General features: G+C 66.9%; 26 protein-coding genes. 13 read left to right on the forward strand and 13 right to left on the reverse strand.

Annotated features, from left to right (window positions below):
• The first annotated feature begins 47 nt into the window (after positions 1–47).
• The 7 genes from Hhyl6_RS02700 to Hhyl6_RS02730 all read left to right on the forward strand — a co-directional run bounded on the left by Hhyl6_RS02700 (position 48) and on the right by Hhyl6_RS02730 (position 4,326).
• Positions 48–713, forward strand: coding sequence for a halocyanin domain-containing protein (locus tag Hhyl6_RS02700; protein ID WP_483737683.1), 666 nt, complete (start codon positions 48–50; stop codon positions 711–713).
• Positions 713–1,132, forward strand: a complete 420-nt coding sequence (locus Hhyl6_RS02705) for a DUF7318 family protein (protein WP_483737684.1) — start codon at positions 713–715, stop codon at positions 1,130–1,132. The genes Hhyl6_RS02700 and Hhyl6_RS02705 overlap by 1 nt, the downstream gene beginning before the upstream one ends.
• A 2-nt stretch (positions 1,133–1,134) precedes the next feature.
• Complete coding sequence (locus Hhyl6_RS02710) at positions 1,135–1,998, forward strand: ubiquinol-cytochrome c reductase iron-sulfur subunit (RefSeq protein WP_483737685.1); 864 nt, start codon at positions 1,135–1,137, stop codon at positions 1,996–1,998.
• A gap of 3 nt (positions 1,999–2,001) precedes the next feature.
• A complete protein-coding gene (locus Hhyl6_RS02715) occupies positions 2,002–2,805 on the forward strand; it encodes a cytochrome b (protein ID WP_483737686.1) in 804 nt (267 codons plus the stop codon).
• 4 nt (positions 2,806–2,809) lie between these two features.
• Positions 2,810–3,580 (forward strand): cytochrome b family protein, encoded by a 771-nt coding sequence (locus Hhyl6_RS02720; RefSeq protein WP_483737687.1) that lies wholly within the window; start codon positions 2,810–2,812, stop codon positions 3,578–3,580.
• Positions 3,581–3,719: 139 nt separating this feature from the next.
• A complete protein-coding gene (locus Hhyl6_RS02725; protein ID WP_483737688.1) occupies positions 3,720–4,061 on the forward strand; it encodes a DUF7315 family membrane protein in 342 nt (113 codons plus the stop codon).
• Entirely contained in the window at positions 4,054–4,326 is a 273-nt protein-coding gene (locus Hhyl6_RS02730; protein ID WP_483737689.1) for a DUF7314 family protein, read from the forward strand. Before Hhyl6_RS02725 ends, Hhyl6_RS02730 begins: the two co-directional genes overlap by 8 nt.
• Before the next feature lie 183 nt (positions 4,327–4,509).
• Here the strand turns inward: Hhyl6_RS02730 and Hhyl6_RS02735 are convergent, their stop codons facing one another.
• The 3 genes from Hhyl6_RS02735 to Hhyl6_RS02745 form a co-directional block, all read right to left on the reverse strand.
• Positions 4,510–4,971: a DUF7313 family protein gene (locus Hhyl6_RS02735; RefSeq protein ID WP_483737690.1), complete on the reverse strand. Its 462-nt coding sequence runs from the start codon at positions 4,969–4,971 to the stop codon at positions 4,510–4,512.
• 50 nt (positions 4,972–5,021) lie between these two features.
• Positions 5,022–5,741 (reverse strand): NAD(+)/NADH kinase, encoded by a 720-nt coding sequence (locus tag Hhyl6_RS02740; protein ID WP_483737691.1) that lies wholly within the window; start codon positions 5,739–5,741, stop codon positions 5,022–5,024.
• Between the two features lie 64 nt (positions 5,742–5,805).
• Positions 5,806–7,041, reverse strand: a complete 1,236-nt coding sequence (locus tag Hhyl6_RS02745) for a digeranylgeranylglycerophospholipid reductase (RefSeq protein ID WP_483737692.1) — start codon at positions 7,039–7,041, stop codon at positions 5,806–5,808.
• A 125-nt stretch (positions 7,042–7,166) separates the two neighbouring features.
• Here Hhyl6_RS02745 and Hhyl6_RS02750 point away from each other — a divergent pair, with 125 nt between their 5' ends.
• The gene (locus Hhyl6_RS02750) at positions 7,167–8,321 is read left to right on the forward strand and encodes a hypothetical protein (RefSeq protein ID WP_483737693.1); all 1,155 of its coding nucleotides are present in this window, start codon (positions 7,167–7,169) and stop codon (positions 8,319–8,321) included.
• A gap of 16 nt (positions 8,322–8,337) precedes the next feature.
• Here Hhyl6_RS02750 and Hhyl6_RS02755 read toward each other — a convergent pair whose 3' ends face one another.
• The 3 genes from Hhyl6_RS02755 to Hhyl6_RS02765 form a co-directional block, all read right to left on the reverse strand.
• Complete coding sequence (locus tag Hhyl6_RS02755) at positions 8,338–9,708, reverse strand: cryptochrome/photolyase family protein (RefSeq protein ID WP_483737694.1); 1,371 nt, start codon at positions 9,706–9,708, stop codon at positions 8,338–8,340.
• A gap of 233 nt (positions 9,709–9,941) precedes the next feature.
• On the reverse strand, positions 9,942–10,805 hold the full coding sequence (locus Hhyl6_RS02760; RefSeq protein WP_483737695.1) for a 2-oxoacid:ferredoxin oxidoreductase subunit beta: 864 nt from the start codon (positions 10,803–10,805) through the stop codon (positions 9,942–9,944).
• Positions 10,802–12,580 carry a 2-oxoacid:acceptor oxidoreductase subunit alpha gene (locus Hhyl6_RS02765; RefSeq protein ID WP_483737696.1) on the reverse strand — a complete coding sequence of 593 codons (1,779 nt, stop codon included), beginning with the start codon at positions 12,578–12,580 and terminating at the stop codon, positions 10,802–10,804. Before Hhyl6_RS02765 ends, Hhyl6_RS02760 begins: the two co-directional genes overlap by 4 nt.
• Before the next feature lie 143 nt (positions 12,581–12,723).
• On the opposite strand from Hhyl6_RS02765, the gene Hhyl6_RS02770 reads away from it, so the two are divergent.
• On the forward strand, positions 12,724–13,359 hold the full coding sequence (locus tag Hhyl6_RS02770; protein WP_483737697.1) for an FAD-dependent oxidoreductase: 636 nt from the start codon (positions 12,724–12,726) through the stop codon (positions 13,357–13,359).
• A 58-nt stretch (positions 13,360–13,417) separates the two neighbouring features.
• On the opposite strand, the gene Hhyl6_RS02775 is transcribed toward Hhyl6_RS02770, so the two are convergent.
• Positions 13,418–13,858 carry a pyridoxamine 5'-phosphate oxidase family protein gene (locus Hhyl6_RS02775; protein WP_483737698.1) on the reverse strand — a complete coding sequence of 147 codons (441 nt, stop codon included), beginning with the start codon at positions 13,856–13,858 and terminating at the stop codon, positions 13,418–13,420.
• Between the two features lie 92 nt (positions 13,859–13,950).
• Here Hhyl6_RS02775 and Hhyl6_RS02780 point away from each other — a divergent pair, with 92 nt between their 5' ends.
• Positions 13,951–14,241 (forward strand): transcriptional regulator, encoded by a 291-nt coding sequence (locus Hhyl6_RS02780; RefSeq protein ID WP_483737699.1) that lies wholly within the window; start codon positions 13,951–13,953, stop codon positions 14,239–14,241.
• 33 nt (positions 14,242–14,274) lie between these two features.
• On the opposite strand, the gene Hhyl6_RS02785 is transcribed toward Hhyl6_RS02780, so the two are convergent.
• The 6 genes from Hhyl6_RS02785 to Hhyl6_RS02810 form a co-directional block, all read right to left on the reverse strand.
• Entirely contained in the window at positions 14,275–14,691 is a 417-nt protein-coding gene (locus Hhyl6_RS02785) for a Rieske (2Fe-2S) protein (protein ID WP_483737700.1), read from the reverse strand.
• 119 nt (positions 14,692–14,810) lie between these two features.
• Positions 14,811–15,683, reverse strand: a complete 873-nt coding sequence (locus Hhyl6_RS02790) for an aminotransferase class IV (protein ID WP_483737701.1) — start codon at positions 15,681–15,683, stop codon at positions 14,811–14,813.
• Positions 15,668–16,330: an anthranilate synthase component II gene (locus tag Hhyl6_RS02795; RefSeq protein ID WP_483737702.1), complete on the reverse strand. Its 663-nt coding sequence runs from the start codon at positions 16,328–16,330 to the stop codon at positions 15,668–15,670. Before Hhyl6_RS02795 ends, Hhyl6_RS02790 begins: the two co-directional genes overlap by 16 nt.
• Complete coding sequence (gene pabB, locus Hhyl6_RS02800) at positions 16,327–17,799, reverse strand: aminodeoxychorismate synthase, component I (RefSeq protein WP_483737703.1); 1,473 nt, start codon at positions 17,797–17,799, stop codon at positions 16,327–16,329. Before pabB ends, Hhyl6_RS02795 begins: the two co-directional genes overlap by 4 nt.
• Positions 17,800–17,847: 48 nt before the next feature.
• Complete coding sequence (locus Hhyl6_RS02805; protein WP_483737704.1) at positions 17,848–18,324, reverse strand: helix-hairpin-helix domain-containing protein; 477 nt, start codon at positions 18,322–18,324, stop codon at positions 17,848–17,850.
• A 50-nt stretch (positions 18,325–18,374) separates the two neighbouring features.
• On the reverse strand, positions 18,375–19,172 hold the full coding sequence (locus Hhyl6_RS02810) for a shikimate dehydrogenase (protein WP_483737705.1): 798 nt from the start codon (positions 19,170–19,172) through the stop codon (positions 18,375–18,377).
• Positions 19,173–19,311: 139 nt separating this feature from the next.
• Between Hhyl6_RS02810 and Hhyl6_RS02815 the strand changes: the two genes are divergently transcribed.
• From Hhyl6_RS02815 to ftsZ, 3 genes are all read left to right on the forward strand, one after another.
• Complete coding sequence (locus tag Hhyl6_RS02815) at positions 19,312–20,673, forward strand: sodium:calcium antiporter (protein WP_483739661.1); 1,362 nt, start codon at positions 19,312–19,314, stop codon at positions 20,671–20,673.
• On the forward strand, positions 20,673–22,028 hold the full coding sequence (locus tag Hhyl6_RS02820) for a D-aminoacyl-tRNA deacylase (protein ID WP_483737706.1): 1,356 nt from the start codon (positions 20,673–20,675) through the stop codon (positions 22,026–22,028). Before Hhyl6_RS02815 ends, Hhyl6_RS02820 begins: the two co-directional genes overlap by 1 nt.
• 103 nt (positions 22,029–22,131) lie before the next feature.
• Positions 22,132–23,292, forward strand: coding sequence for a cell division protein FtsZ (gene ftsZ, locus Hhyl6_RS02825; protein WP_483737707.1), 1,161 nt, complete (start codon positions 22,132–22,134; stop codon positions 23,290–23,292).
• The last annotated feature ends 44 nt before the right edge of the window (positions 23,293–23,336 follow it).

Genomic DNA, 23,336 nt, shown 5'->3' on the forward strand with positions numbered 1-23,336 from the left:
GGTATCCGGTGGGTTTATACAAACACAGTCCTGACTTCGGGACGTACATGAACAGGCGGGAGTTCGTCCGGACTGCAGGGGGTGCCGCAGGCGCTGCGGCGACCCTCGGCGCCGCCGGCACAGCCGCTGCCCAAGAGGAGGGCGGCGGTGGCGGCGGCCAGACAGCCCCGGACTACGGCGGCTACCTCGATCAGGTCGGGAACTTCTCCGGCCCCAGTAGCACTGTCGACGCGACAGGAAAAGACTCGGCCACCGTCGAGGTCGGTGTCAACGCGAACGGCGGGGCCTACGGCTTCGGTCCGCCGGCAATCCACGTCGACAACGGGGCGACGGTGAAGTTCGAGTGGACGGGCGAAGGCGGCGGTCACAACGTCAAGTCCGACGGCGACGGCCCGCTTGACTCCGGCAGTCCCACTGCCTCCTCCGGGGTCAACTACGAGCACACCTTCGAGAACGACGGCGTCTTCCCGTACTACTGTGCGCCCCACGAGGGGCTACAGATGAAGGGCGCTATCGTCGTCGGCACCGACTACCCCACGCAGACCATCGGTGGCGGCGGCCCGAAGGAGGTCAACCCCCACGAGGCCGGCGTGCCGATTCAGCCACACTACGTCGGCTTCGGCGCCGGGTTGGCGGTCATCATCCCGCTCATATTCACCTTCTTCCAACTGAAGTACGGCGAGTCGCCACACACTAGCGGAGGGAACAACTGATGGCGTCGGAAGGCTCTACCTACGGCGACATCCACCGGTACGAACCGCCACGAGAGAGCACCGCGGCCGCAGTCGGCATCGTCCTCCTGACGGTCATCCAGGTGGCGCTCGTCGGCCTGTTCACCTACGGGATGCTCACCGGATGGGCGTCGGGCATCGGGACGTCGCTGACGGTGCGCCTCATCGAGGCCAACATGTTCCTCGGCGGCGTGCTGACCGTCATCTTCCTCGACCTCGCGTTCATCATGCTCCTCTACCGCAAGGAGTTCCTCCCCGACGTGATGATAGTGAAGAAGCGCCGCCGGAAGTGGGAGGACCTCTACGTCCGGCAGGAAGACGTCGACGGCGAGACGTTCGCCGACGGCGACCAACTCGTCGAGACAGTCAAACGCGCAGTCTACCCCTACTACAAAAAGTAACTATGCCACTAGACGAAGACAAGTATCCAGCCGAGACGGGTCGACGTCGCTTCGTGAAGGGCGTCGTCGGCAGCGCAGCCCTCTCCAGCGTCGGTGTCGGAGGGGCCGCGGCCGTCGACGCGACGACAGACGCCGCCGGCGAAGGCGGCGGGACGACGACGTTCGTCGGTGTGGAGAACACCGACGGCCCGGCCCCGCGCGGGATGCCCATCATCCCTATCGAGATAAACGGCGGCGAGATATCCGGCCTCTGGCCCGAGTACGACTCGGAGGCCGGCGTCGCCATCGCACAGGACTTCGGCGGCAGCGGCATCGACTACTCCTCCGCGTGGTTCCAGTACTGCGGCATCCAGAGTTCACAGGGTATCTACCCGCAAGCAGAGCGCAACAACACGTTCCTCAACAGTCCCGGTTCGTTCGCCTGGCAGGGCGAAATCGAGCAGGGCGCTCCCCTCACGGTCGACATGTTCGAGGACTACAAGGAGTGGGGGAACGGCATCGGGCGGGCCGGTCTCGGGAAACCCGCGAGCGCCAACTGGCGCTCCGGTGACGAGGGCGGCGGCGTCCCCGTCCAGATTCTCCGGTCCGTCGAAATCGAGAAGATGGCCAACGGCGAGGGCAAGTACGAAGAACTCCCCAACAGCGTCCTGAACTTCGTCAAAGCGGCGACGGACCAAGGGTTCATCGCGTGGCTCAACAAGTGTACCCACTTCTGTTGTGTCCCCGGGTTCAAGACGCAGGCCGGGAGCGCCAACTTCGGCGCCGAGAACAGAATCTACTGCCAGTGCCACCAGTCGGTGTACAACCCGTTCAGCCCGGTGGAAAAGCAGTTCGTGGCGCTTCCACGCCCGCCACAGGAGGGGTAACCCATGAGTCTCGAACGCAAAGACGAACACGACCACAAAGGCTGGATGGAATCGCGCGAGCTGTCGCCACTCGAATCGATATACCTGACCGCGCTCATCTGGCTCGATAAGCGTCTGCGCGTCGTCGACTACCTCGAGATACTCGAAGACCTCTACTACAAGGTCAACATGCAGATGCCGAAGAGCCACACGGAACAGTACAACCTCGACAACAAGTTCTGGTACTGGTACCCACTGTACGCGCTCGGGTCGTTCTCGACCATCGCGTACGTCGTGGCCGCCATCTCCGGGGCGTTGCTCGGGTTCTACTACGCGCCCGCGGCGGCGGCCGCCGACGGGTCGCCGACCGTCGCGTACGACTCGGTGATGCTCATCATGGGGCAGTTGAACCTCGGCTACTTCCTGCGCTCGGTCCACCGCTGGGCCGCACAGGTGATGGTCGCGGCGGTGTTCCTCCACATGCTGCGCGTCTACTTCACGGGCGCGTACAAGGAGCCCCGCGAACTCAACTGGCTCATCGGCATCATCCTCATCTCGCTGACGCTGGTGTTCGGGTACACGGGCTACCTGCTCCCGTGGAGCCAGCTATCCTTCTGGGCCGGCCAGATCGGCGTCGAGATGTCGCTGTCCATCCCGCTCATCGGCGAGTGGGTCGCACAGTTGATGTTCGGCGGGTTCACGCTCTCGCAGGCGACACTGCAGCGGATGTACATCCTGCACGTGTTCTTCCTGCCGTTCATCACGACGGCGCTCATCGCCGTCCACATCGGCATCGTCTGGATGCAGGGCATCGCGGAACCACACTGATACCATGAGCGACAACGACACCAACGACGACGAAGTTCGCACAGACGGCTCGGGCGGTGGCATCGTCGCACCGGACGACGAGACGCCGACGTGGTCCGAGCGGAAACAGCGGTCGCAGGGCCTCTCGCGGCTCACCTACGAGTACTTCGAGCGTGCCCGCCGTGAGGACCAGGACCTGCGTCAGCAGTCCGACTACGTCGAGCGGGACGTGCTCGCGTTCCCGGCGTGGCCCCACGAGATGATTCGGAACCTCGCGCTGACGAGCTTCTTCGTCGGGATGATTCTGTTCCTCTCGGCGGCGCTCCCGCCGGAGATGCCGAACCCGGCGAACTCCGCCGTGACCCCGGCCATCATCCTGCCGGACTGGTACCTCTACTGGTCGTTCGGTCTGCTCAAACTCGGCCCGCTCAACCCCAGCCTGTCGATTCTCGGCGGGTCGAAGCTGATGGCCGACCGTACCTACGGCGTGTTGGCGAACGTCGTGGTCGTCGGCTTCGTCGCTATCGTCCCCTTCCTCAACAAGGGGTCGGCGCGCCGTCCCGTCGAACAGCCCTTCTGGGCGGCCGTCGGGATGGCCGGCGTCATCTTCAGCCTGACCATCGCCGCGCTGTCCATCAAGAACCTCGTCCCGATGGACTCCCACCTGCTGTTCGACCTGACGTTCCTCGTCCCCGTCGTCGCCGGCACCATCACCTACGCCGTGCTGAAGACGATGCGCGAGGGCTACATGTTCGACCTGAACCGCCGGTACTACCGGCTCCGACCGCCGAAGTAACGACGCTGTTTTCTCCCGTCTGACGAAGTCCCTCGTTCCCGTTCCGTTCTCCCGACGACCACCCGCTGAGCGGGCGCTATCGTCGCGTCCGGCGGCCCGTCTCGCCGCAGTAAAGTAGCTCCCGCCCGTAGCGAGAGTGATGACCGAGGACCAATCGGGCGTCGACGACGACCCGCCCCTCACGGGCGTCCAGAGCGGCGACGCCTCACGGGACGTCGTCGTCCCGCTTCGCGTCTACAAGACCGTCACGGTGTTCTCGACGCTCATCGCCGTGTTCAGCGTCGTCGGCGGGTTCATCCTCGTCGACGTCGCGACAGACCGGGCCTCCGCTCCCGCCTCGGAGATAGACGTCCCGGTGGCCATCGGTGGCATCGGACTCATCCTCTTGGGCACCGTCGTGTACGCCTTCTCGACGCGCTTTCGCACCGCGGAGATGGGAAAGTCTAAAGACGACGCTGACGAACTGTCCGATAATGGCTGACGAGTTCATCAAAGGGTTCGGCGCGCTGATGGTCGGCGGACTCGGCTGGATGACCATCGCGGGCTGGTACCGGACGCCGAGTTTCGAGGGCGCACAGCTAATCGGCGAACTGCCGGCGGCGGAGTCCCGAACGGTGTTCGACAGCATGGCGATCGCGATGATGGACGTGTTCTTCTGGTTCGCTATCATCGGCTGTCTCACCTTCTGGGTCCTCATCCCCCTCTTCGAAGAGCTCCGCGACTATCTGGACGAGCGGTCGGCCTGACGACGGCGCTTTCTGCTTCTCATCCACGCCCCGCAGCGGATAGCATCTTCGACCCCCGGCGAAGTCGGACGTCGTCCGCCGAGTGACGAGCGAGTTCTGGCGGACGTCGACTGAATCAATCCAGAACGAGGCGGCAGAGCGAACGCTGACGCGCGAGGAGAGATACGGAAGAAGGGTGTCCGCTTAGACGACCGCGGACCAAGGGCCCTTGATGACCCAGAACAGGCTCTGGTAACTGGCGTAGAGGAGAACGACGAAGACGGCGACCAGTGCGCCCTTGGGTCGCTCGAGGCGGAGGTCACGGCGCGCTTCGACCTTTCGGGACTCGAACTCGAAGAAGTCGGTGATGACCGCACCGAGGACGAGTACCGACATGACCATCCCGCCGTGCTGAGCGAGCGTCAGGTAGTAGAAGGACGTGACGACCAGTAGGACGTTGCTCGCGAGGTGGACCGGGTGCCGAGTGATGGCCTCGGCCCCGCCGTCCTCGTACTGGGAGGTGTGCCGTCGGTGTGCCAGCAGGCGCGTTCCGAAGTTGGCAACCACCAGTGCGAGGATGACGTACTCGACGACGAGGACGTCCCCGGGAGCGGTACTCCCCATAATGGTGTCCAATGGCCCGAAGAGGGTTACGGATGGCTGCATACGCAACCCTCTGTCCGAGGGCCATTAGTGTCTTTCCAATCTCTGCGGTCTCAGGCGAACCGAGACCGACTCTCTGCGACGACTGCCGCCCGCATCGTGCCGACCCGCGAGAGCGTGACCGTGTCACCACAGGAGACGGTGCCCTCGTGGACGCCGTCGACGTAGAGCGCGACGGTCGCTTCGTCTCGTTCGACGGAGACGGTGAGACGGTCCAGCGGGAGCACCCAGTGGTCGGGGTTCGTCGCGAACGGCGCGATAGGTGCCGCGACGCCCACGGCGGCCTCCGGACCGAGTATCGGGCCGCCCACGCGACGGGCGTACCCCGGTGACCCGGCGGGTGTCGCTACGGCGACACCGTCGGCGCGGAACCGTCCGACGGCGTCCGTCGGCGTCCCGACGGCGTACTCCGAGATACGAGCGGCGTCGGCCGTCACGACGCTCACGTCCCAGACCGCCGTTCCCGCGTCGTCACCGGCCAGTGAGACGGCGAGGACCGGGTGACGCTCGACGGTTGCGTCGTCGAGTGCTCGGACTGCCGCCGGCACGGCGTCGCGGGAGACGGACCGGACGCCGCGGCCCGCCGCGACGGGGAGGACCAGCGAGTCCCGGTCGCTGGTACCGACCCCTCTGACCGCCCCCCGTCCGACCGCGACGACTCGCTCGGTGGCCGGTGGCGAGTCGGCCGTCCCGGTCACGACGGAGACGCCCGACTCGCGGAGTCTGTCGGCCACCGCGTCGTCGCCGACGACGCCAAGCGCGCTGTCGCTCATTGTCCGAGGGTTCGAGCGCCCGGCCAAAAACTTGCCGCACTGCCCCACCGCGGCGACGCCGGCGTCAGTTCGACAGTCGCTGGCGGGCGTACTTCGCCAACAGCGGCACGTCCGAGAGGTGAGCGAGTTTCGTGATGGCTCGCCGGTCGCCGTTGTTTATCTGCGTGAGCGTGTCCGCGTCCGTCTTGCGGAGGTCCGCCATCAACTGGTCGTACCGCTCGTTCGGCGCGAGGTACAGCAGTTCAGTCATCATCAGACGGGCGCGGTGCTTGGGGGCGACCTGCCCGTGCCAGAGTTGGTCGTAGACGGAGAGCGACTCCGCGGAGGTGTCCGGCGTGTCGGGGGTCAGCGCCGCGTCAACGGTGGCGGCGGCGGCCCGTGCCGACTTCATGCCCTTGTGGATACCCTCGCCCCAGAGGGGGTCGATGGTCGGGACGGTGTCGCCGATGGCCATGAAGTTGTCCGTGCTGAGGGACTTGGGGGGCTGGATGTGGGCCGACCCGCGGTGGGCCTGCGTCCCCTCGATTTTCTCGGCGTCCTCGAATCGCGGGTCCGTGTCGAGCCAGTACTCCAGGTAGTCGTCGATGCCCATCCCGTCCTTGGCGTACTCGTGGTGGGAGGCGTTCTGGATGTAGCAGAGGCCGACCTTGGCGGTGTCCTCGCCGGTGTGGAAAATCCACGAGTAGCCGCCGGGGGCGAGGTCGTGGTCCAGTCGGAGCATCATCGCGTCGTTCAGGTCGGCGTAGTCGTCGTGGTTCAGGTCGACGCCCTCGAACTCGTACTCGATGCCGATGGCCTGATGGTCGCGTTGGAGGTCACAGACGCCGAGTTTCTTCGCCAGCGGCGCGGCGGGGCCGGTGGCGTCGATGATTATGTCGGCATACACCTCCCTATCCCCGTCGTATCGGACCCCGACGACGTCGCCGTCCTCCATTATCGGCGCGGAGACTCGCGAGTCGAAGCGGTAGGTCGCGCCCTTCTCCCGACTGTCGCGGACGAGGAACCGCTTGAAGTCAGCGAACTCCAAGACGGCACCGGTCTGGGTGCGGACGTAGTGGTCGTTCGGGGATTCGAGCACCACATCCTCCGTGTACTGCATGACCACCTCGTCCGGGATGGCGAAGGAGGTCATCGCGGAGGGGAAGGTTCCGGCCGTTGATTTGTTGCTCTGACGTGGGAACTCCGATTCTTCCTCGGTTTCCAGTACCAGCACGTCGTAGTTCCGCTCGGCCAGGTCGCGGGCACACTGCCCACCCGCGGGCCCGGCCCCGGCTATCACCACGTCAAAGCGGTCGCGCATGATTGTGGGTTACTCGTGTGCGTAATCAGTCTTGCTTTATTCACTGCCGTCGACCACGGCGGCGTCTCTCGAAAGGGTAAAGGAGCCACCCGTCACACCAGTTGCCAGACGCGGGGAGACGATACATGGTTCTCAAGACAGGGGCTTCCGTGCTCGCCGATAGGCCGAGACTACCGACCGCCGTCAGGTCGGTGCTGGGCTACTACGCCGACTCGGGCGTGTTCGACTACGCGAGCCTCGCACTCAAATCCGAAATCGACGACCGGACCGAGCGGATGATGGCCGACGTGTACGACCGCGTCGAGGCGGCCCTCGAAAACGAGTTCGGCCGTCCGGTGTCGTTCAGCTACGACACCAAACTCATCCTCCCCGCGCAGTTGACGCTGGGGTACGTCTACCGCGAGGCCCGCCGACAGGCCGACGAGGACCCGGTCACCGAGGAGATAGCGACCGGCGTCCCGCCGGTCGAGAGCGGGGCCCTGAGCGGCGACACGCCCGACCTCTCGCCCCGCGAGATGGTCGTCCGGGCCGAGCAGATGACCCGCCTCTCTATCGAGGCCCTGATAGACGGCGACATGCGCGACGCCATCAACGACGACGAGTTCGAGGACTTCGAGACGGACGTCGACGTCGACGCCCGCCGGGTCGCCGAGACGGCGCAGACAGCGCTCCAGTCCCACCTCGACGGCCTCTTGGAGGAGATGCCGCCCGTCGTCGCGGACGCCTACCAGTGGGCCGTCGACTACTCCGAGGCCCATCAGGAACGCGACGAGCACTTCCGAGAACTGCTGGAAGCCGCCGAAGACGGCGACGAGAGCGCACGCGAGGCCATCCGCGAGGAGTACAAGTTCGCCGACTACGACGAGGACCCGGCGACGCTCACCGGCGCCGAGAAGGACCTCCCGTACAGCAAGACCCAGTACGCACGCGTCGGCGTCATCTACGACGGGATGCTCGACCTCTACCGACTCGCGGGACTGGACGTCGACGACGACTTCGCGAAGGCAATCGTGCTCGCCATCATCGGGGCGCAGGTGTGGCTCGACGACGTGGACGACTACGCCGACGACCGAGCAGAGGGCCAGTTGACGCCCGTCACCGCCGAGTACGTCCTCGCGCCGGACGACCGGGCGGCCTACAACCGAGTGGTCGACGTCACAGAACAGTATCTGGACCGCGCGAAGGAGTACGCGACCGCCGCCGATTCGCCGCTGACGGGCATCGCCGTGGAGTACATCTACCGGTCGGGCGACCCGAGCGTGTTGCCGGGCCACCACTGAGTGTCGGACGGCGGCGCTACCGCTTGCCGAGTGCTCGCTCGAAGACCCGCTGTGCCCGTTCGTACGCCGCGTTCCGGTCGACGATTGGATGTGAGTAGTCCGGGGCCAGTTGGTCGCGCTCGGCGTCCGATAGGGTCGGCCAGTCGACAATTTTCGACGCCGGCACCCCGCGGAGTTCGGGGACGTACTCGGTGACGTAGTCGGCACCGCTGTCGTACTTGTGCATCTGGGCGACGGGGTCGAAGATGCGCACGTCGACGGAGTCGGTCCCCGTCGAGGCCGTCCACTGCCACCCGGCGGCGTTCGAGGCCGGGTCGTGGTCGACCAGTTGCTTCGTGAAGTACCGAACCCCTTTCCGCCAGTCGACCAGCAGGTGCTTCGTGAGGAAGGAGGCGACGTTCTGCCGCGGGCGGTTGTGGACGTACCCCTCCTCGTTTAGCTGGCGCATCCCGGCGTCGACGAACGGATACCCCGTCTCGCCGCGTTGCCACGCCTCGAAGTGCCCGAGGTCGTTCTCCCACTCGATAGGGTTGGGGAACGACTTGTAGTTCTCCGTCAGCAGCGTCGGGGTGTAGTACAGCAGGTGGTAGCTCTGCTCGCGCCACGAGAGTTCGTAGCGGTACTTCTGGACCTGTCGCTTCTGGTCGGGTCCGACCGCGGCGTGACGCTCGCTCGCATCGCGCCACAGTTCACGGACGCCTATCATCCCGGCGGCGAGATACGGCGACATCCGTGAGACGGCGCCGACGGGGTGCTCGACGGCGGCCCGCATGTCGTCGCGCGTGTCGCTGTACGTCTCGATGCCGTCGGCGAGGAACCGGTCCCACCGCTCGCGTGCGCCCTCGTAGCCCGGCGTCGGGAGGTCGACGGCGACGTCGATAGCGGGTGCCGTCTTGGAGTCCGAGAAGTCGGCCAGCGCTTCGGCGTCGGGCGCGTCCGCCGGCGGGCGTTTGTGGTGGGCCTGCCAGTCGTCGTAGAACCGGCTGTGGTTCTCGTAGCGGTCGTCGAGGGCGGCGGGGTCCACCAGCACGAGGTCCGTCAGCGACGTCGTGGGGACGGCGTCGTCGACGCGGCGCTGACGGTTCCGACACACCGGGCGGTAGTGCTCGTTGTAGAACACCCGGTCGGCGTCGTACTCTGCGACCACCTCGGAGAGAACGTCGACGGCCGAACCGGACCGAACCAGCAAGTCACTCCCCCGCTCTCGGTAGGCCCGCTTCAGCGCCCGCACACCGTCCATGAAGAACGCTCGCTGGCGCTTCCCGACCGTGTTCGACACGTCGGGGTCGACGACGTAGACGGGGAGCACGGTGTCCTCGCTCGCGGCGGCGGCCAATCCCCGGTTGTCCGGGACTCGCAGGTCCCGCTGGTGCCAGAAGACGTGCATACTCCGAGTACGGGACAGGGATGTATGGGTACAAACCCAACGCTGTTGGGTGTGTGAGGGGGTGGTAGTGCCGAATCGTGGCCAATCACGAGACGAGTATCCGCGAGCGGAGCGAGCGGTTCTCCCGAATCGTGGTCGAAGACCGAGATTCCGGCGGCTTTCTCCCTGTTTTTGCAACAGGAGAGGTCCTCGGGCCTCCGGCCGCGGGAACCCCCTGCAGTAACAAGTGGGTCCTAGTAGAACTCGCGGACGAGGTCCATCGCGCCCTCGGGAGCGCCGTCGGGAATCTCGGCCATCGAGCCCTCGACGCCCTCACGCTTCTCGAAGGGGACGGAGTCTTCGTCCTGATACAGGACGCCCATGTACTCCTTGTCGCTTTCCAGAATCTTGTCCTTGGCCTGGTCGCGGTTGCCCGCGTCGTGGTCCGTCTCGTCGAGGTCCACGATGGTGTCCCGGAAGTAGTCGTACGTGTCGACGTCGTTGAACGTGACACACGGCGAGTAGACGTTGACGAAGCCGAAGCCGTCGTGTTCGATGGCCTGCTGGACGATTTCGGCGTGCCGCTGGGAGTTCGAACTGAAGGACTGGGCGATGAACGTCGCGCCGGCCGCCAGCGCGAGCGCCTTCGGGTTGACCGGCGACTGGTTCGGGCCGTCCGGCGAGGTGGCCGTCTCGAAGTCCTCGCGCGAGGTGGGCGAGGCCTGTCCCTTCGTCAGCCCGTAGATGCGGTTGTCCATCACGACGTAGCTCATGTCCACGTTCCGGCGGACGGCGTGGATGAAGTGGCCCGCCCCGATGGAGTAGCCGTCGCCGTCGCCGCCGGCGACCATCACTTCGAGGTCCGGGTTGGCCATCTTCACGCCGATGCCCACCGGCAGGGCCCGGCCGTGGACGCCGTGCAGCGCGTAGCTGTGCATGTACGTCCCGATCTTCCCGGAACAGCCGATGCCGGCGACCACGAACGTGTTGTCCGGGTCGTTGCCCGTCTCGGCCAGCGCCTTCATCATCCCGTTCATCGTCCCGAAGTCGCCGCACCCGGGACACCACGTCGGTTGCTTGTCGGACTTGAAGTCTGTGAATCGAACGTCTGAGCTCATTCTGCCTGAACCTCCGTTGTCGTGCCCGCGTCGCCAGCGAGCGTTTGCTTTATCTCCTCCGCCAGTTCGTCGGCCTTGAACCGGACGCCGGTGTACTTGTTGATGCGGTCGACCCGTTCGAGGACGTCGTGTTCTATGACGTCGGCGAACTGACCGGTGGCGTTACACTCGACGACGATGACGTCGTCGGCCGCCTGCACCTCCTCGGTGAGGTCCGGTCGCGGGAAGATGTACGGCACCGAGATGAAGCGGATGTCGTAGCCCTCCGCTTCGAGGAACTCCAGTCCCTCGCGCATCGCGCCCTCGTTCGACCCCCACGAGATGACCAGCGTGTCGGCGTCGGGGTCGCCGTACTCGCGGTAGTCGAAGTCCTCCTCCTCACGGGCGGTCTCGACCTTCCGTTCGCGCTTGTCCACCTGTTCGACGCGGACCTCGGTGTCCTCGGTCCGTCGGCCGAGTTCGTCGTGTTCGAGGCCCGTGGTCATGTGCGCGCCGTCGGTGGTGCCGGGGAAGGCCCGGGGCGAGATGCCGTCGGCCGCCGGGAAGTGCGCCTGGAACCGCCCTTTCTCGTCCAGCCACGCGTCGATGTCGTTCTCGTCGACGACCTTGCCGCGGTCGACCTCGACTTCGTCCATGTCGAAGGTCTCGGGAGAGAACGTCTGTTCGGTGACCGCCATCGCGAGGTCCGAGACGAGGAACACCGGTGTCTGGTACTTCTCGGCGAGGTTGAACGCCTCGACGGTCTTCCAGAAGCACTCGGAGATGTTCGTCGGCGCGACGACGAAGCGCGGAATCTCGCCGTGCCCGCCGTACAGCGTCATGTTGAGGTCGCCCTGTTCCTGTTTGGTTGGCATCCCCGTCGAGGGACCGGAGCGCATCACGTCACAGATGACCAGCGGCGTCTCGCTGGTCGCGACGAGGCCGAACGTCTCGGTCATCAGGTCGATGCCCGGCCCGGAGGTGGCGGTCATCGACCGCGCGCCGGCGCGCGCCGCACCCAGCGCCATGTTGATGGCCGACAGTTCGTCTTCGGCCTGGACGACCTTCCCGCCGAACTGGTCGATGCGGCCGGTGAGGTACTCCATCACGTCCGTCGCGGGGGTGATGGGGTAGCCGGCGTAGAACCGACAGCCAGCGGCGATGGCGCCCATCCCGATGGCCTCGTCCCCGTTCAGGAGGACGTAGTCCTCGTCGGTCGTCTCTAAGTCGTAGCCGAACTCGTAGTCGAACTCCTCTTGAACGTACTCCTGTCCCATCCGAGCGGCCTGCTTGTTGTTCTCGACGATTGCCTCGCCCTTGTCGCCGAAGCGCTTCTGGAGGCTCTCGTCTAAGTTCTCGATGGGGAAGTTCGTCACTTCGCAGGCCGCACCCAGCGCGACGACGTTGAGCATGATGGCCCCGCCAGCCTCTTCAGCGAGACGCTTGAGCGGGACTTCGAGCGCCGTGGCGTCGCCGGGCACTTCGACGTCCTGCATGGTGGTGCGCTCGCCGTCGTAGATGATGACCGAGTCGTCGTGGAGTTCGTCCTCGTTCTCGTGGATGGTGCGCTCGGTCAGCGCGATGAGGATGTCGAGACGGTCCACGACGCTCTCCACGCGGTCCACGGAGGTCCGCACCTTGTACGCGGTGTACCCCCCACGAATCCGTGAGGCGAAGTCCTTGGAGGTGAAGACGTGTCGACCGGCCCGGGAGAGTGCCTGTGCGAAAATCTTCCCGGTCGAGTCGATTCCATCGCCGGCCTCCCCGCCGATGGCCCAATTGAGGTCGTCTGGCATACTACCGCAAGGGTAGCAAACCGGGCGTGAAAAGGCTTCTGTGTGCGCCCGCGCGCGTGGATACTCGTTTTTGAAACAATGTATCGTAATTGCCGGCATAATCAACCGAAATCCCCTTGTCCGGCCCCGACTTCGTGCGGGATATGGACGAACGTTCACTCAACGTCACGTCGGTCCGGTCCGTCGGTCCCGACGCCATCGCCATCGACATCGAGACGCCGCCGGAGTTCGACGCGCAACCGGGTCAGTTCGTCAAACTCACGCTCTCCGTCGACGGCGAGGACGAGTCGCGCTTCTACACCATCTCCTCACCCGACGTGGAGGGTGCGTTCGAGATTACCGTCGGCATCGACCCCGACGGTGCCGTCGCGCCACTGCTGGCCGACCTCGAGGCGGGCGATTCGGTCCGCATCGCCGGACCCTTCGGGTCGGACTACTACGAGGGTGAGGAACGGGCTGTCTTGCTCGCGGGCGGGCCGGGCATCGGTCCCGCCGTCGGCATCGCCGAGCGCGCGCTGTCGGAGGGGAACGACGCCGCCGTCGTCTATCAGGACGACGACCCGATTCACGAGGACCGCTTGGACGCGCTTCACGAGGACGGCGCCGTCGTCCACGTCCTCGACGACGGCGCGGACCTGACCGACGCCGTCGCGGACGCGGTGGCCGACGGCGGACAGGTGTTCATCTACGGGTTCGCCGACTTCCTCGACGACGCGATGGCCGCACTCGACGCCGCCGGCGTCGGCACGGACGACGCCAAGGTCGAGAACTTCGGCTGAGCCGCCGTTCCCCCGATTCTCCCGGTCCGCGCGAGGGGTCACGCTCGGAGCGAGCGCATCACTCGCGCGTCCGTCGGGTCGTCAGTTCCTCGGGCACGAGTCGCCGGAGTTCGAACGACACCTCCGAGGGCGGGCGGTCGAACACGTCGACGGTCGGAATCTCGACGTTCTGGAGGCCCTCCAGCGACCGGTCGGCCACGTCCTCGATACGGACCGGTTCCAGTCGGCCGGTGACGACCACGCTCTTGAACGCCCCGTCGCCGCCGCGGTACGTGACGAACGTGACGGCTCTGCCGGCAAGTCTGCCCTTCTTGCTGTCCCCGCCCCGCGCCAAGCGGAAGTAGAACGTCGTCTCGGCCGGGTCGTACCCGTAGGAGACCGGTATCGCGTGTGGCGAGGTGTTGCCGGACGCCCCGAACGCGAGGACGCCAGTCCCCCCGAGGCCGAGGAAGGCGTCACGCTCGTCGGCGTCCATCTCGACCGAGGCCGTGTCGGCCATACCCCACGTTATGTTGGGAAGCTAATAAATATCGTCGGCTGTATCGCCGACGGCGGAACAAAACCTATTGTCGCCGCCCGCGAAGAGAGGGTATGCGCGAGGCAAGTCGCACGACGCGCCAGCGCATCGCCGACCGTTTGCGCGATGAACCGATGGCCGCGGGGACGATTGCGAACACCTTCGAGATACGGACCAGTACCGCACTCACACACGTCGAACACATCGCGAAGTCGCTGGACTCAACGGACGAGCAGTTGCTCGTCGCGCCGCCGGAGTGCGAGCGCTGTGGGTTCACGGACTTCGACGACCTGACGAACAGGCCGAGTCGCTGTCCGGAGTGTAAGGCCGAGAGCGTCGCCGAACCGGCCTACCGAATCGGGTGAGCGGGGCGGCGTCGACCAGACGAGGCCCGGGCCTCACTGGCCGGAGAAGCCGATGCGCCCGCGAGAGGAGCGGTCGTGGTCCCCGGAGGGGCCCTGCCGTTCGAACTCGTACCGGTCGTCGGTCAGGTACACCGCACCGTCCTCGATAGTGACGGCAATCTCCTCCAGCACGGCACCCTCGCAGGGGCCGAACGTACAGGTCCCGGTGTCGGACTCGAACGTCGCGCCGTGTTTCTCACACACCAGTTCGTCCTCCCGCATCGTCGCCCCGCTGCCCTTGTCCAGACGGATGTCCCGCCAGTGGGGGCAGTAGTTCTCGAAGGCGACGACGCCGTCGGCGAGGCGCACGAGGATGGCCTCCTCCGTGTCGAACCCGTCCCGGACGGTGAACAGAAAGCTCCCGTCCTCCGGAACGTCGCCGACCGCCGCAATCCGACTGTCCTCGTCCATGCTGAGTCAGGGTACGTGAGTCGCCCGTTTCAATGCCTCGGTCGAAAACTGACGGCCGCGTCGTGAGACGGCGACGGACCGCCCGTCGGTTCGGCCGACGAGTGCGCCGACGGCCGGGGTCAGTAGTGGTCGGCCTCGACGCGTTCGTCGTAGAGCCGCTGGAGCAGTTTCGTCATCGGCCCGGCACCGACGTCGATGCCGTCGACCGTCGCTATCGGGCGAATCTCCCACGTCGAGTTCGTGAGGAACGCCTCGTCGGCGTTCCGGACGGTGTCGAGCGAGTAGTGGCCCGTCTCCACCGGGAACTCCTCCTCGCGGGCCAGTTCCATCACCACGTCGCGGGTCACGCCCGGCAGGAGGTCGAGGTCCTCGCTGGGGGTCCGCAGGCCGTTCTCCGTCACGAAGAAGAGGTTGCTCGTCGCGCCCTCGGCGACGTGTCCGTCGACGGTCCGCATCAGGCACTCGTCGGCGGCGTCGTCGTCGACGGCGGCCCGCCGAAGTTCCAGTTTCCCGAGGATGCCGTTGAGGTAGTTGTGCGTCTTCACGTCGGCCGGCACCGACTCACTGGGAATCCGCCGGGTCCGGACCGTCTGCACGTCGGCCGGCCCGTCCCACACTCGCTCACCGTCGCGGCCGCCCCGCGGGAGTTCTTTCACGACGACGACCACCGTCGGGTCCACCTCGGGGTCCGGGGTGAGTTTCCCGGGTTGGACGCCGCGAGAGACGGAGACCTTGACGTACGCCTCGGTGAGGTCGTTCGCGGCCAGCGTCTCGTCGACTCGGTCGCGCAGGTCGTCGGGGACGGCGTCGTCGAACCCCAGCGTCTCGGCGGTGTGCTGGAGTCGCTCGCGGTGGGCGTCCCACGCGAACGGGTCGCCGCCGTAGGCCCGCAGCGTCTCGAACGCCGCGTCGCCGTACATGAACCCGCGGTCGAGTACCGATACCGTGGCCTCTTCGGCCGGAACGACCTCGCCGTCTACGTGGTAACGCATAGTTGACAGAAGTTCTCGACCATCCGCTTCCCGTGGTCGGTCAGGATGCTTTCGGGGTGGAACTGGACGCCGACGTGGGGGTACTCGCGGTGTCGCACGCCCATGACGACGTCCGCCTCGTCTTCGGTGTAGGCCGTCTCCGCCAGTACGTCGGGCAGGGCGTCTCGGCGCACCGCGAGTGAGTGGTAGCGGCCGACCTTCACCGGGTCGGGCACGCCCTCGAAGACGCCCTCGCCGTCGTGTGTCACCAGCGACGACTTGCCGTGGACGACGCCCTCGGCGTGGCCGACCGGCGACCCGTTAGCCGCACACAGCGCCTGATGGCCCAGACAGACGCCGAGCGTCGGATACCGGAGTTCGGCGAACGTCGGTACGGAGACGCCCGCGTCGTCGGGGGTCCCCGGGCCGGGCGAGACGACGATGCCGTCCGGGTCGAGGTCGTGAATCTCGTCGACGGTGACGGCGTCGTTGCGCCGGACGAGGACGTCGTCCTCGTCGCCGCCCAACCGGAGTACCACCTCGCCGACGTACTGGACGAGGTTGTACGCGAACGAGTCGTAGTTGTCCACGACGAGGACGGTGGGCGCGAGCGATTCGCTGGGTGGTTGGCCGCGGCCGCGTCGACCGCGCCCGGTCCGGTCGCTCACTCCGACCCCTCCACGGAGAGGTCCGCCCGCCGACCCAGCGCCTCGTCGACGGCGGTGACGAGCGCCCGGCCCTTGTCGAGCGTCTCGTCGTACTCGCTGTCCGGGTCCGAGTCGTGGACGATGCCCGCGCCGACCCGGAGGTGGTACGCCTCTGCGTACCGCACCAGCGTCCGGATGACGATGTTCAGCGTCGCCCGGCCGTCGAAGCCGAAGATACCGATAGAGCCGGTATACGGGCCGCGTCGGGTTCGCTCGACTTCGTCGATTATCTCCATCGTCCGGGGTTTCGGTGCGCCGGTGATGGTCCCGCCCGGGAACACGGCCGCGATAGCGTCTTCGAGCGACGCTCGGTCGCGCATCTCACCGGTCACTTCCGAGACCAGATGCATCACCTCGGAGTAGCGGTCCACGCGGCGGTAGTCGGTCACCTCGACGCTCCCGAAGCGACTGACCTTCCCGAGGTCGTTTCGTTCGAGGTCGACGAGCATAGCGTGTTCGGCCCGCTCTTTCTCGTCGTCCAGCAGGTCCGCTTCGAGCAGGTCGTCTTCCGCGGGCGTCTCGCCGCGCGGCCGCGTGCCGGCGATTGGTTCGGTGACGAGGTGGTCGCCGTCCCGATGCAGGAGGAGTTCGGGGCTGGCGCTGACGAGGTCCACGCCCGGGAACTCTACGAGCGCCGAGTAGGGTGCGGGGTTGACCGCTCGAAGCGCGTCGAACGCCTCGACGGGGTGGACCGCCGCCGGCGCCGTCAGTCGCTGGGAGACGTTCGCCTGAAAGGTGTCGCCGTCGCGGATGTACTGTTTGACCGTCCGGACTCGCTCCGCGAATCCCTCGCGGGTGCAGTCGCTCCCGAACTGCGCGGCGTCCGTCTCGACCGGCGGGTCACCGACGGCCGGGTCGCCCTCGACGGCCTCGCGGGCGAGTTCGAGGGCGTGTTGCTTGCCGAACTCGTAGGCCTGCCGGGCGTCGTCGTGGTCGTCGAGGCGCGGACACGCCGTCACGGTGAGTTCGACCGGGCCGTCTTCCCGGGGTTCCTCCCACGCCGCGACGCGGTCGTAGGTCGCCGCCTGCATCCGCGGGAGCGCCCGGTCCGCGTCGGCGCTCTCGGGGAGCGTCTCCAGTTCTCGGGCCACGTCGTAGGAGAGCCAGCCGATTGCCCCGCATGGGTACGGGACGTCGCAGTCCCCGCGGACCAGCGTCTCCCCGTCCAGTAGTCGGGCGAGCGTCCCGAGTGTGTCGCCGTCGTCGGGAGCGACTTCGGTGAAGTCGGGGGGGGACGTGGCGAAGTACCCCCACCCGGACTGGCCGCCGGTGGTCGCCAGATAGACGCCGCCGACAGAGTCGCGCGCTCGCCGGTAGGCCGCGAACGGGTCGTCGACGGTGACCCTGACCGCGACGGGCACCCGAGCGGTCGGCGGCGCGTCCGCTGCGGTCCGCTCGAAGGCGTCGCGGTCCGTTTCGACCGTAGGCATTACCGAGAGAGAACAGGCGCGGGAGTAATTCGCTTGCGGTTCGGGCAGTCAGTAGTCCTCGGCCCGCTCTATCCACCCGTCGACGCGACTCTCGGAGAGGTCCGTCTGGGCGGCGATGTCGGCGGCGTCGGCCGACGCGAGCTCCCCGACCGTCTCGATGCCGAGACCGGAGAGGCGCTTCGCGTACGCCGGGCCGATGCCCTTGATTTCGGTGACCGGGTCGTCGCTGCCCTCGGCCACCTCGGGTTCGGCTTCCGGGACCGTCGCGTCGACGGTCGCCTCTCCGGTGTCCGGCCGGGGCGGCGTCTCGGGGGCGTCGGCGTCTCCCCCCGACTCCGGTTCGGTCTCCGCCTCTGCGTCGGCAGCGGCGTCGCTCGTCGACGTGTCGGTCCCTTTGACCGCGTCTTCGTCCTCAGTAGATGGCTCGCGCTCGACGGTGACGTCCACGTCGCCGGTCGACCCGGTCGTGGACGACTCGGCCCCGTCGAGTCCGAGAGCAGATTTCAATTTCTGAAGGAGACCCATGTCCGGACTTACTGGCCCCCCACACTAATCTCTTGCTGGTACGGAATCGGTCACAGACGGGCCCGTAGCGCCTCGTTCATCGCGTCTACGGGGGCGTCCTCGTCGGTCCACCGCTCGAACGCCTCGACCCCCTGATACAGGAGCATCCACGCGCCGTCGACGGTGGTCGCTCCGACGCCGACGGCGTCGCGCAACAGGCGCGTCTCGACGGGCGAGTACACAGCGTCGAGGACCGCGAGGTCGGCGTGGAGCGCGGCTTTCGGCACCGGCGTCTCGTCCTCGTCCATCCCGACGCTCGTGCAGTTGACGAGGACGTCGGCGTCGGCCAGCAACGCCTCGAAGTCGCCGAGGTCGTGACCCGTCGCGTTCGGCACCTCGTCAGCCAGCGCGTGGGCCTTCGAGGCCGTCCGATTGGCGATGCGAACCGACATCCCCTCGTCGGCGAGTCCGAAAGCGACGGCGCGTCCAGCCCCGCCCGCACCGACCACGACGGCGGTGCCCGATAGCTCGACGCCGTGGTGCGAGAGCGCACGGACCGCGCCGACGGCGTCGGTGTTGTACCCCCGCGGCGTCCCGCCGCCGAAGTCGACGGTGTTCACCGCGCCGATGCGCTCGGCCAGGGGGTCAGCGTCGACGGCGTCGAGCACGTCCTGCTTGAACGGAATCGTGACGTTCAGTCCGTCGACACCGAGCGTGTCGGCCGCTTCGACGGCCGCGGCACCCTCGTCGGCCGGGGGTTCGAACGTGACGTACTTCGCGTCCAGTCCGAGCGCCTCGTACCCCGCCTCGTGCATCGGCGGCGACAGCGAGTGCCCGACCGGGTTCCCGATGAGACCGTAGACGTCCATACACCCGCCAGCGCACGCGTCGGATATGAACGCCACGCTCCCGACTCGTGGCTATCGGGGGTGGCCGTCTCGGCTTTCGCAAGCTTTTCACGCGGACCAATGCTGTCCTCTGCTAGTGAGTCGTCTACGTCATCCTCTGGTGCAGGTCGCCCTCGCGGTGTTGCTGACCGCTAGCTGGGTCGGTGCTGCCCTCCTCGGCGTCGGACTGAGTACCCTCGCGACCGTGGCGGTGAGTGGGCTGGCCGTCCTCGGCGCGTCGTTCCTGCTCGCGTGGGGTGCCGAGACGGCAGAGAAGGACGTGCCGCGAGCGTTCGCCATCGCCGTGCTCGCGGTGCTGGCCGTCGCGCCGGAGTACGCCGTCGACGCGCTGTTCGCGTGGCAGGCCGGTTCCGGCGGCGCGACTACGGAGGCGTGTGCACAGCTCTCGGCGGCCGCCATCGAGGCCGGCGAGACGCCGCTCGCGCAGGCCTGCCACGACGCCAACCTCGCAATCGCCAACATGACCGGCGCGAACCGAATCCTCATCGGCATCGGGTGGGCCGGCATCGCGGCGTTCACCATCCTGCGGTCCACGTCGACGCAGGACCCCGCCGTCGAGGAGCGCGAGGGGTTCATGGCCGACGTAGTCCAACTCGACACCGACATCGCGACGGAGATTACGTTCCTGCTGGTCGCCACGGCGTGGGCGTTCGCCGTCCCCCTCGGCGGGGGCATCGGCGCGCTCGACACGCTGTTCCTCGTGGGACTGTACGTGGCCTACATCGGTCTCGTCCTCAAGTCCGACGTCGAGACGCACGACCACACCGTCGGCGTCCCCGAGTACCTCCAGTCGTGGTCGATACCGTGGCGGCCACTCGCCGTCCTCGCGCTCTTTGGCTACTCCGGCGCGATGATTTTCACCGCCGTCGAACCGTTCGCCCACGGGCTAGAGGAGATAGGGCTCCAGATAGGCGTCCCGTCCTTCTTCATGATTCAGTGGATAGCACCGCTGGCGAGCGAGTCCCCGGAACTCATCGTCGTCGCCGTCCTCGTCAACAAGGCCCGGTCGACGGCCGGGTTCAACGCCCTCATCTCCTCGAAACTGAACCAGTGGACGCTGCTCATCGGCACCATCGCCGTCATCTACTCCATCGCGCTGGGTCGGTACGGCGTCCTGCCGTTCGACGCCCGGCAGAGCGCGGAGATATGGATTACGGCCGGCCAGTCGTTCTTCGCGCTGGCGCTCCTCTGCAACTTCGAGATATCCGTCCGCGAGGCGCTCCTGTTGTTCGTGCTGTTCATCAGTCAGGTGCTCGTCGAGTTCGCGCTCATCCAGAACCTGCTCGTCCTGCCGATTACGAGCCACGACCTGTTGCTCGGCTACACGGCGCTGTATCTCGTGGCTGGAGTCGTCCTGTTCGCCCTGCGCTGGGAGGCGCTGAAACGCCTCCTCGGGTTGGCCGGTGACGCCTTCCGGACAGCGATGGGGAACGAACCGGTCCACATGGACCGGGCCGACTGATGCTCGCCATCGTCGTCTCCCGAGCCGACGAGGCGTCCGTTCACGTCGGGGAGCACCTCCTCGAACTGGCCGAGTGGAGCGAGTCGCACGACGACGGGCGACCGGACGCGGACGGCGGCGGCACCGTCTACCGGACCGAGGGCGCGGAACTGCGCGAGTTCGACGCGCTCCACCTGGACCTCGACGGCGTCGCCGACGCCTTCGAGGACCCCGACTGCCTCGTGTTCGCGTCGCGGCACGCCGGCGAGACGGACGAGTTGCTCACCGCCCACCACACCGGGAACTTCGGTTCGGCCGAGTTCGGCGGCGAGGCCGGGCAGTTCGCTCGCGCCTGTCCCAACGCCCACCGCGCCGTCGTCCACGCCCTCACCGACCACGCCCCCGAGGGCTACGACGTGGGGATGGAGTGTACCCACCACGGACCGACGGACGTGGGCGTCCCGTCGATGTTCGTCGAAGTAGGGAGCGCCGAGCCCCAGTGGCGGGACCCCGCGGCCGCCCGCGCCGTGGCTCGGGCCATCGTCGACATCCGCGGGGTAGGGGCCGACGCACCCGCGGAGAACGGCACTCGTCGCCACCTCGTCGGGTTCGGCGGCGGCCACTACGCACCTCGCTTCGGGCGGGTACTCCGCGAGACTGACTGGTCGGTCGGCCACGTCGCCGCCGACTGGTCGCTGGACGCACTAGACGAGTGGGCGGCCGACGAGTCCCAGCGTGCCACAACCCTCGACCGAGCGTTCGAGGCCAGCGCGGCCGACTACGCCCTCTTGGAGGAGGAGCGTCCGGCCCTCGTCGAGACCATCGAATCGCTGGGCTATCGCGTCGTCGACGAGACGTTCGTCCGAGCGACCAGCGGCGTGCCGTTGTCGCTGGTCGAGACGCTGGAGGAGGCCGTGGCGCCCGTCGCCGACGGTCTGCGCTTCGGCGACGCGGCGGCCGGGTACGACGGCGAGTGGAGCGTGGTCGAACTCCCGGAGGGCCTGCTCTCGACGGCCACCGGAATCGACGAGGACGCGGTCCGCTCGTGGCTCGACGCGACCGCCGTCGCCTTCGGCACCGAGCAGAACGGCACCGTCCTCACCGGACCTGTCGTGTTGCCCGCAGGTCGGTCGCGTGACGAGTTCGTGACCGCCCTCGCCGACGTCCTCCGGCAACGGTACGACAGCGTCGAGCGAACCGACGGGGAACTCGTCGCCCGGGAGGAACGGTTCGACCCGGACCTCGCGCGCACCGCCGGCGTCCCCGAAGGCCCCAAGTTCGGGAAGCTCTCGGCCGGCGAGTCAGTGGAAGTAAACGGCAAGGAAATCGGGCCCGAACGGTTCCAACGGGAACGTATACGTCGATTTACGCTGTAGCAAACGGCCGGCAAACCGCCCGACTCCGGCGACCAACCAGTCAGACAGATGTCAGACAGAGGGGGAAAACTAATGAGTGTTCGTCTGTAACGGGGATTTAAATATGGACTCGATTATAGACGACGCCATCGACGAGGCCGAGGAGGAACGAGAGGCGTCCTCCAACGGCGAGACGGCGAGCGATACGACCCCCAACAGAGAAGACATGTCGACGTCGGGGACGATGACCGACGAGGAACTGGCGGACGTCGTCAAGGACTTAGAGACGAAGATTACCGTCTTCGGGTGTGGCGGGGCCGGGGGCAACACCGTCACCCGCATGATGGAGGAGGGCATCCACGGCGCGAAACTCGTCGCCGCCAACACGGACGCCCAGCACCTCGCCGACGAGGTGAAGGCCGACACGAAGATTCTCATCGGCCGCAAGCGTACCGGCGGCCGCGGTGCCGGCTCCGTGCCGAAAATCGGCGAGGAGGCCGCCCAAGAGGACATCGAGGACATCCAACAGTCCATCGACGGGTCCGACATGGTGTTCGTCACCGCCGGCCTCGGCGGCGGTACCGGCACCGGTTCTGCTCCTGTCATCGCGCAGGCCGCACAGGAGGCCGGCGCGCTCACTATCTCTATCGTCACCATCCCCTTCACCGCCGAAGGCGAGCGCCGTCGCGCCAACGCCGACGCCGGCCTCGAACGCCTGCGCGCCGTCTCCGACACCGTCATCGTCGTCCCGAACGACCGCCTCCTCGACTACGCGCCGTCGATGCCGCTACAGGACGCCTTCAAAATCTGTGACCGCGTCCTGATGCGCTCGGTCAAGGGCATGACCGAACTCATCACGAAACCCGGCCTCGTCAACGTGGACTTCGCCGACGTTCGCACCATCATGGAGAACGGCGGCGTCGCGATGATAGGCCTCGGCGAGTCCGACTCCGAGAACAAGGCCCAAGACTCCATCCGCTCTGCGCTTCGCTCGCCCCTGCTGGACGTGGAGTTCGACGGCGCGAACTCCGCCCTGGTCAACGTCGTCGGCGGCCCCGACATGAGCATCGAGGAGGCCGAGGGCGTCGTCGAGGAGATTTACGACCGCATCGACCCCGACGCCCGCATCATCTGGGGCGCGTCCATCAACAACGAGTTCGAGGGCAAGATGGAGACGATGATAGTCGTCACCGGCGTCGAGTCCCCCCAGATTTACGGCCAGAGCGAGGCCGAACAGGAGCGGGCCGCCCAGCAACTGGGCGACGACATCGACTACGTCGACTGACGGCCCGGCGGCGTGCTCTCCGCTACGGTGTCACACGGCGGCGA

The organism is Haloarcula sp. H-hyl6, from assembly GCF_056934455.1.

Excerpts from the sequence above, each read along its gene's own strand:
- Hhyl6_RS02805 (WP_483737704.1), bottom strand. The coding sequence starts at position 18,324 with ATGGGTCTCCTTCAGAAATTGAAATCTGCTCTCGGACTCGACGGGGCC.
- Hhyl6_RS02735 (WP_483737690.1), bottom strand. The coding sequence starts at position 4,971 with ATGCAGCCATCCGTAACCCTCTTCGGGCCATTGGACACCATTATGGGG.
- Hhyl6_RS02810 (WP_483737705.1), bottom strand. The coding sequence starts at position 19,172 with ATGGACGTCTACGGTCTCATCGGGAACCCGGTCGGGCACTCGCTGTCG.
- pabB (WP_483737703.1), bottom strand. The coding sequence starts at position 17,799 with ATGCCTACGGTCGAAACGGACCGCGACGCCTTCGAGCGGACCGCAGCG.
- Hhyl6_RS02740 (WP_483737691.1), bottom strand. The coding sequence starts at position 5,741 with ATGAGCGACAGCGCGCTTGGCGTCGTCGGCGACGACGCGGTGGCCGAC.
- Hhyl6_RS02780 (WP_483737699.1), top strand. The coding sequence starts at position 13,951 with ATGCGCGAGGCAAGTCGCACGACGCGCCAGCGCATCGCCGACCGTTTG.
- Hhyl6_RS02770 (WP_483737697.1), top strand. The coding sequence starts at position 12,724 with ATGGACGAACGTTCACTCAACGTCACGTCGGTCCGGTCCGTCGGTCCC.
- Hhyl6_RS02725 (WP_483737688.1), top strand. The coding sequence starts at position 3,720 with ATGACCGAGGACCAATCGGGCGTCGACGACGACCCGCCCCTCACGGGC.
- Hhyl6_RS02700 (WP_483737683.1), top strand. The coding sequence starts at position 48 with ATGAACAGGCGGGAGTTCGTCCGGACTGCAGGGGGTGCCGCAGGCGCT.
- Hhyl6_RS02785 (WP_483737700.1), bottom strand. The coding sequence starts at position 14,691 with ATGGACGAGGACAGTCGGATTGCGGCGGTCGGCGACGTTCCGGAGGAC.
- Hhyl6_RS02745 (WP_483737692.1), bottom strand. The coding sequence starts at position 7,041 with ATGCGCGACCGCTTTGACGTGGTGATAGCCGGGGCCGGGCCCGCGGGT.
- Hhyl6_RS02715 (WP_483737686.1), top strand. The coding sequence starts at position 2,002 with ATGAGTCTCGAACGCAAAGACGAACACGACCACAAAGGCTGGATGGAA.
- ftsZ (WP_483737707.1), top strand. The coding sequence starts at position 22,132 with ATGGACTCGATTATAGACGACGCCATCGACGAGGCCGAGGAGGAACGA.
- Hhyl6_RS02705 (WP_483737684.1), top strand. The coding sequence starts at position 713 with ATGGCGTCGGAAGGCTCTACCTACGGCGACATCCACCGGTACGAACCG.
- Hhyl6_RS02790 (WP_483737701.1), bottom strand. The coding sequence starts at position 15,683 with ATGCGTTACCACGTAGACGGCGAGGTCGTTCCGGCCGAAGAGGCCACG.
- Hhyl6_RS02720 (WP_483737687.1), top strand. The coding sequence starts at position 2,810 with ATGAGCGACAACGACACCAACGACGACGAAGTTCGCACAGACGGCTCG.
- Hhyl6_RS02760 (WP_483737695.1), bottom strand. The coding sequence starts at position 10,805 with ATGAGCTCAGACGTTCGATTCACAGACTTCAAGTCCGACAAGCAACCG.
- Hhyl6_RS02730 (WP_483737689.1), top strand. The coding sequence starts at position 4,054 with ATGGCTGACGAGTTCATCAAAGGGTTCGGCGCGCTGATGGTCGGCGGA.
- Hhyl6_RS02820 (WP_483737706.1), top strand. The coding sequence starts at position 20,673 with ATGCTCGCCATCGTCGTCTCCCGAGCCGACGAGGCGTCCGTTCACGTC.
- Hhyl6_RS02710 (WP_483737685.1), top strand. The coding sequence starts at position 1,135 with ATGCCACTAGACGAAGACAAGTATCCAGCCGAGACGGGTCGACGTCGC.
- Hhyl6_RS02750 (WP_483737693.1), top strand. The coding sequence starts at position 7,167 with ATGGTTCTCAAGACAGGGGCTTCCGTGCTCGCCGATAGGCCGAGACTA.
- Hhyl6_RS02755 (WP_483737694.1), bottom strand. The coding sequence starts at position 9,708 with ATGCACGTCTTCTGGCACCAGCGGGACCTGCGAGTCCCGGACAACCGG.
- Hhyl6_RS02775 (WP_483737698.1), bottom strand. The coding sequence starts at position 13,858 with ATGGCCGACACGGCCTCGGTCGAGATGGACGCCGACGAGCGTGACGCC.
- Hhyl6_RS02765 (WP_483737696.1), bottom strand. The coding sequence starts at position 12,580 with ATGCCAGACGACCTCAATTGGGCCATCGGCGGGGAGGCCGGCGATGGA.